Raw genomic sequence first — 6,517 nt, forward strand, 5'->3', positions numbered from 1 at the left:
TTTATAACACACCGCGTCCGCCCCTCCTCGTGTGCGGTCGCCTGGGCCGCCCCCCGCCCACGACGCAGCAGGAGCGCGTTGACGGCGACCAGGAAGCTCGAACCCGACATCGAGAGTGCGGCGATCTCCGGGCGGAGCATGAGCCCGAACGCCGGTACGAACACGCCGGCCGCGATCGGCAGCGCGATGGCGTTGTAGCCCACTGCCCAGCCCAGGTTCTGACGCATCTTGCGCAGGGTGCCGCGGCCGATGAGCAAGGCGACGGGAACGTCGAGCGGATCGGACCGCATGAGGACGACGTCGGCGGCCTCGATGGCCACATCCGTCCCCGCCCCGACCGCGATCCCGACATCGGCCTGCACGAGCGAGGGCGAGTCGTTCACTCCGTCGCCCACCATCGCGACGACCCGGCCCCCGGTCTGAAGCCTTTCGACGTGTTCGGCCTTGTCCTGCGGCAGCACCTCGGCGATCACCGTGTCGATGCCGAGCTCGGCGGCGATCCGTTCTGCGGTCGCCCGGTTGTCGCCGGTGAGCATGACCACGTGGATGCCAGCCTCGTGCAGGGCCGCCACGGCGGCGGTGGAGGTCTCCCGGATGGCGTCGGCGATGCCGACCACGGCGACCGCACGGCCGTCGACGGCCACGAAGATCGCGGTGCGTCCGCCCGCGGCGATCTCGTCGCGTCGGCCACCCAGATCTCCGTCGTCGATGCCCTCGGACTCGAGCAGGCGACGGTTGCCGACGGCGACCCGGTGCCCGTCGACCTCGGCGACAGCACCGATTCCGGTGACGTTGCGGAAGCCGGTCGCGCGCAACCGTGGGACACCGGCCTCGTCGACGTACCTGACGACCGCGCGAGCCAGCGGGTGCTCGGACTCGCGCTCGACGGCACCGGCCAGCGCCAGCAGCCGCGTACGGTCGATGTCGCCCAGGACGACATCGGTCACCTCCGGCTCCCCCTTGGTCAGGGTGCCGGTCTTGTCCATGACGACGGTGTCGATGCGCGCAGAGGTCTCGATGGCAGTGGCGTTCTTGAACAGGATCCCGCGTTTCGCACCCAGACCGGAGCCGACCATGATGGCGGTCGGCGTCGCGAGACCGAGGGCGTCGGGGCAGGTGATCACCACGACCGTGATCGCGAACAGCAGCGCCGTCGTGACCTCGGCGCCGGCGGCCCACCAGACCATGAACGTGGCTGCTCCGCCGATCAGTGCGACGAGCACGAGCCAGAAGGCTGCCCGGTCGGCAAGGCGCTGGCCAGGCGCCTTGGAGTTCTGTGCCTGCTGCACCAGCGCCACGATCTGCGCGAGCGCGGTGTCCGCGCCGACCTTGGCCGCACGAACACGCAGCGTCCCGCTCGCGTTGACGGTGGCACCGATGACTGCGTCCCCCGGTGCCTTGTGGATCGGCAGGCTCTCCCCGGTCACCATGGACTCGTCGACCTCGGACTCGCCCTCCTCCACGACGCCGTCGGTGGCGATCTTCGCCCCCGGACGGACGAGCAGCAGGTCTCCGACCCTCACCTCCGAGGTCGGCATGTCGACAAATTGACCGTCGCGGATCACCGTTGCCTGGGGCGGGGCGAGATCGAGCAGCGTACGGATGGCGTCGTTCGCTCCGCCGCGGGCGCGCATCTCGAACCAGTGGCCCAGCAGCACGAACGCCGCCAGTACGGTCGCGGCCTCGTAGAAGACCTCGCCTCCGCCGGTCAGGGTGACCCCGAGGGAGTAGAGCCAGCCGGCGCCGATGGCGACCGCGACCAGCACCATCATGTCGAGGGTGCGCGCCTTGAGCGCACGCCAGGCTCCGTCGAAGAAGATCCAGGACGAGTAGAAGACCACCGGGATCGACAGGATCAGGCTGAACACGTCGTCGCGCAGCCCGAACGGCGCCGGCGCCTCGAAGCCGAGGACTTCGCGCCCGATCGGTGACCAGAGCAGGATCGGGATCGAGAGCACCAGAGCCACCAGGAACCGGTTGCGCATGTCCGCGACCATGTCGGCCATCGACATGCCCTCGTGACCCCCGTGACCCATCGCCTCGTGCGGCGACATCGTGGGAGCGTGCTCGTGGCCGGCGTGGGCCGCGTGGTCGTCGGGAGAGGCGAGGGGATCGCAGATGTGGCCGGGCACCGACTGCCCGGAGCAGTGATAGCCGCACTCGCGGACCCAGTCACGCAGCTGCCTCACGTCCGTACGTTGCGGATCGAACGTGACCGTCGCCGTCTGCGCGACCGGATTGGCCTCCACACCGAGGACACCCGGCCGTCGCCCGAGAACGGACTCGGCCACCGCCTTGCTCGATGCCCAATGAGCTCCCGAGACCTCGAGGACGGCTGTGGCCGCTCCGCCGTGGCCGCTGTCGGGATCACGGTGGTTCTGATGCTCGTGGTTCATGCCGTGCCGTCCTCCACCAGTTGGTATCCCGCCTCGACGACGGCTGCGGCCACCTCGTGGGTCGGTTCGCGCGAAGCGTCGATCCTCATGAGGGACTCCTTCATGAGGATACCCCTGCGGGGTACTACGACAAGGTCCGAATGTCCCCCGGGCGCGGGGCCTTGGTACCACTCACGAGGTCCTTGTTGCCCTGCTGGTTCCCCAGCCCGCTCGTGAAGATGGAGAGAGTTCCACCGAGAGGAGCAGAGCCATGCCGTGGACCACGACAGGCGTCAGTCGCGCCGGCTCTTCGAATGCCCGGCGGCGAACCCTCGACAACACCCGACCGGGGCCCGCGAGCCGATGGAAGACGATTCGCGACACCGTCGGCGCGGTGACCGGCACCGTCCTGGGAATCGCTCCTCATGTCCTGCATCACATCGGACTCCTCGCAGGGGCGGCGCTGATCACCGGCACCACGGGCAACGTTCTGTTCTACGCGATCGGCCTGCTGCTCTCGGTGCCGATGCTCCGGCGCCTGCACCGGCGGTTCCGGTCGCTGTGGGCCCCCACGATCGCGGTCGTCGTGTTCACCGGCTTGTTCTCCGTGTCCGCCTTCGTGATCGGACCGGCGATCTCTGGCACCGACGACAGCCCGCCACCCTCGACCCCGACGAACCACGGCCCGGGCTCTAGGGACGAGCACGGCCACTGAACGCCGGCGCTGCCGACGAGGTCCACGCCGCGTCGGTCCGCCACCACAGAAGGCTGGTGAGCACGGCGAGCGCGAGCAGCCAGATGCCGGCGTACAGCGGCGGCACCAGTTGTCGAACGACGGAGTGAGCGCACCGTCGAGGCCACCAGCCTCGACGGAACGACTTCACGACCCCGTGGCGACCAGCACATTTCCCACCGCGACGAGCTCGCTCATCGAGTGGCGTGTGGCCCCGTGACCACTCCGCGGTCAGGCAGCGCCGACGGCGCGGAGGACGAACTCCTCGATCCGCTCGGCGGGTAGGTGGCGGGTGCCGAGGACGGCGTGGACGAGGACGAGGGTCGCCTCGACGTCGGTGACGGCGAAGGTGCCCTGCTCGGCTCCCCGCACGAGGATCTCGGCGAGGACCTGCTCGACGGCGATGACGTGCTCGCGGATCTCCTGGCGGGCCTCCTCGGGGAGGCCGCCGTAGACCTGGGGCCCGAAGCCCATGTGGAACTTCTCCCCGAGGGCGAGGTGGTTGCGTACGTAGATCCGCAGCCGCTCCGCCGGCTGGTCGCTCGCGGCGAGCTGCGCCTGCAGGGACGCGACATACTCGGCCGTCTCATGGGTCGCGAACGCGACCATCACCGCATCGCGGTCCTTGAAGTGGTGGTAGATCGCGGTGCGGCCGATGTCGGCGCGCTGGGCGAGCTTCGACATGGTGATGGCGTCATAGCTACCCTCGGCCATCAGCTCCGCGAACGCGGCGAAGATCCGTTCGCGCACCTGCCGGCGGTGCTCGGCGACGTTCTCGGCAGCGATACGGGGCACGAGGACGAACCTTAGTTCACCTGCGATAGGTGTCGAGGCAGGCGCCGAGCTCCTCGAAGAGCGCCTGGTTGAGGCCGAAGGCGACCCGGACCTCCTCGACGATGCGCAGCTTCTCGGCGGCGTCGAGGTCGAGGGCGTCGAGACGGGCGCGGTAGCCGTCCTTGTAGGGCTTCGGCTTGGGGATCTCCGCGAACTCGTAGAACGCCACCCCTTCGCCGTCGAGCTCGAAGAACCGGTCGAGCAACCGGCCGATCGCCTGGCCGCCGGAGAGATCGCCGAGGTAACGCGTGTAGTGGTGGGCAGCGTAGAGACCACCCCAGGAGCGAGTGGCCTCGATCCGGGCGGCGTACGCATCGGCTGCCGCCGACTCCACAGCGTCCCCGTCGACGCCCGGCGCCCACACGTCCAGGTCGGCATCGATCGCGGCCATCCGTTCCAGTGCGATGTCGTGGACGGCCGCAGCGATGGGGTCGGTGGCGGCGAGGTCCCGGCCCACCGACTCGAGCGCGACATAGACCTTGCGCAGCCGCAGCAGGTAGTCGGCGTACCCCTGCTCGTTGACCCGCCCAGCCAACAGCTCCTCCATGAAGGACGACGTCTCGGCGTCGGTGTGCTGAACCCGGGATCCCTCGCGCATCAGCGCGGAGAGCGGAGCCCCGAAGGTCTCGTCGACAAGTTGGGCAGACATGTGTGCTCCAGAGAGGTCGAGGCGTCGGACGGGCGGCGTTCCGAACGAAGATATTGACACACTGTCAGAAAGTCATCAAGGCCTTGGTTAGGTCAACCTAACCAAGGCCGGATCGCGATTGAGAGCGAGTTTTTACAATCCGGACCGAAAAGAACAGCCCGGGCACAAGATCCATACGGCCGGTCCATATCGAAGGCGATTTCCGGGACCTTGGTCATTTCTGCCTCGAAATCGACGTCGAGGACGACGTGTTACCGGCGAAGTTACGGTGAAATTCTGTGACCTCGGGTCTGGATCGAGCGCTGGGCGACGGCGAATCGACGTGGCTAGACTCCCCGCTTCGTCACGGCGAGTCACAGCAACCGGGGGGCTGCAGAGGCTGACTTCTACTCGTCGTGCCCTGTCATCGACAGTTATCAACACCATTGGAGAAGTCACTTGCGCTCCCCACTCTCGGTCCGCGGAGCCGCCGTTGTTGCGGCGACCGCGATGATCGGTCTTTCCGTGACCGCGGCCCCGGCGACCGCGTCGGCGGAGAAGCCCCAGGCCAAGGCGTCGTCGGTCGCTCTGACCGTCAACGTGTCTGACAAGGTCAAGGTGGACACCGGCCGCTACACCGCCACCTACAACGGCAAGAAGACCGTCACCTCCGGCACCAACAAGCCGACCCTGCCGCTCCTCGCGGGCGAGCAGCAGCTGCTCTCGGTCGGCGTGTTCGCCCAGGACGCCGCCGCGGCGCTCAAGAACGGCACCGCCTACTCCGGCGCCTGCTCGGCTCTGGCCGGCAAGGGCGCGACCCTGGTTTCGATCGGCGACGGCTCCAGCTGCGTCAAGCCTGGCGAGGCCGTCACGGTGAACCTTGCCGAGCTCGACCTCGAGAAGCTCGGCGCGACCACCGACTACCTGCTCAACGACGAGAGCAAGGACTTCCACGTCAAGCTCGGCCCGGTCAACCCGCTGGTCCAGAACGTCGTCTCCGGCGTGCTCGCCAAGGTCGGCGGCCTCTCGGTCGGCGTCGACCTCGACGCCGCGGAGAGCACCTGCATGGCGAAGGGCACCAAGTTCAAGGGCGACACCCAGCTCAAGAACGCCGCCGTCACCGTCAACGTCCCCGGCAAGGGTGACATCAAGGTCGCCGACCTGCCGGCCGACCCCAAGAAGAACACGACGGTCGTCCCGGACCTCTCGCCGGTGACCGACGCCGTTCTCGGCCGCGTCGACACGCTGCTGCAGTCGGGCCTCAAGAAGAACGTCGGGCTCGGCGACATGAGCGTCTCGATCCGCATCGACCTGATCGAGCACATCAAGAAGCAGCTCGCCGTGCTGCTCAAGGGCCTCGAGACCGACCTGGTCGAGCTCACCCTGAACAAGCAGGACAAGACCGCCAAGTCGCTCGAGGTGTCCGCCCTGGACATCAAGGTCCTCGACGCCGTGAAGAAGGTCGGCGCCCCGACCGCCGCCGCGGTCGCCATCGGCACCAGCACCTGTGGCACCAACGGCCTCACCGCCTCCGAGGAGAAGGCCGCGGCCAGCGGTGACAAGAAGAACGTCGACGTCGTCGTCTCCGGCGACAAGTCCGACCCGGACACGAGCGTCTCGGCCAAGCCGGACAACGCCCCGGCCAACGCCGAGCTCGACCTCCTCTCGTCCCCGGCCGCCAAGGGCGGGTTCGCCGCCGGCGGGCTCGTGCTGCTCGTCGCCGCCGCTGCCGCCACGCGGTGGTTCCTGCTGCGCCGCGCACACGCCTGATCCACTGATCAGTCGCCCCTGGGGAAGGCGCAGCGCTGGTCCCACCTGCTGCTGCGGCACCGGACGACGGTGTCGGCGTCCGGCGTGGTGGTGATCGCGGCGGCCGGCGACCCCACCCGGTGGGAGAGCGCCTGCGTGGCCGCACTGCTGGTGGCCCATCTGGTGACGAGCGAGACG

Annotated in this window: 5 protein-coding genes; 2 read left to right on the top strand and 3 right to left on the bottom strand. The window is 68.6% G+C overall.

The window, feature by feature from the left end:
• Positions 1-2,396, bottom strand: a 2,396-nt coding sequence (locus tag ACFVJS_RS25360) for a heavy metal translocating P-type ATPase (protein ID WP_378886186.1), incomplete at its 3' end; no start/stop codon positions are given.
• Between the two features lie 373 nt (positions 2,397-2,769).
• Between ACFVJS_RS25360 and ACFVJS_RS25365 the strand changes: the two genes are divergently transcribed.
• A complete protein-coding gene (locus tag ACFVJS_RS25365) occupies positions 2,770-3,090 on the top strand; it encodes a hypothetical protein (protein WP_378886188.1) in 321 nt (106 codons plus the stop codon).
• A 249-nt stretch (positions 3,091-3,339) separates the two neighbouring features.
• Here the strand turns inward: ACFVJS_RS25365 and ACFVJS_RS25370 are convergent, their stop codons facing one another.
• Together ACFVJS_RS25370 and ACFVJS_RS25375 are read right to left on the bottom strand one after the other, a co-directional pair.
• Positions 3,340-3,903 (bottom strand): TetR/AcrR family transcriptional regulator, encoded by a 564-nt coding sequence (locus ACFVJS_RS25370; protein WP_378886190.1) that lies wholly within the window; start codon positions 3,901-3,903, stop codon positions 3,340-3,342.
• Between the two features lie 16 nt (positions 3,904-3,919).
• Positions 3,920-4,591, bottom strand: a complete 672-nt coding sequence (locus tag ACFVJS_RS25375) for a heme oxygenase (biliverdin-producing) (protein WP_378886192.1) — start codon at positions 4,589-4,591, stop codon at positions 3,920-3,922.
• Positions 4,592-5,029: 438 nt separating this feature from the next.
• Here ACFVJS_RS25375 and ACFVJS_RS25380 point away from each other — a divergent pair, with 438 nt between their 5' ends.
• On the top strand, positions 5,030-6,340 hold the full coding sequence (locus ACFVJS_RS25380; protein ID WP_378886194.1) for a hypothetical protein: 1,311 nt from the start codon (positions 5,030-5,032) through the stop codon (positions 6,338-6,340).
• The last annotated feature ends 177 nt before the right edge of the window (positions 6,341-6,517 follow it).

Origin of the sequence: Nocardioides sp. NPDC057772 (genome assembly GCF_042798075.1) — a bacterium.
Classification (GTDB): domain Bacteria; phylum Actinomycetota; class Actinomycetes; order Propionibacteriales; family Nocardioidaceae; genus Nocardioides.

Excerpts from the sequence above, each read along its gene's own strand:
- ACFVJS_RS25375 (WP_378886192.1), bottom strand. The coding sequence starts at position 4,591 with ATGTCTGCCCAACTTGTCGACGAGACCTTCGGGGCTCCGCTCTCCGCG.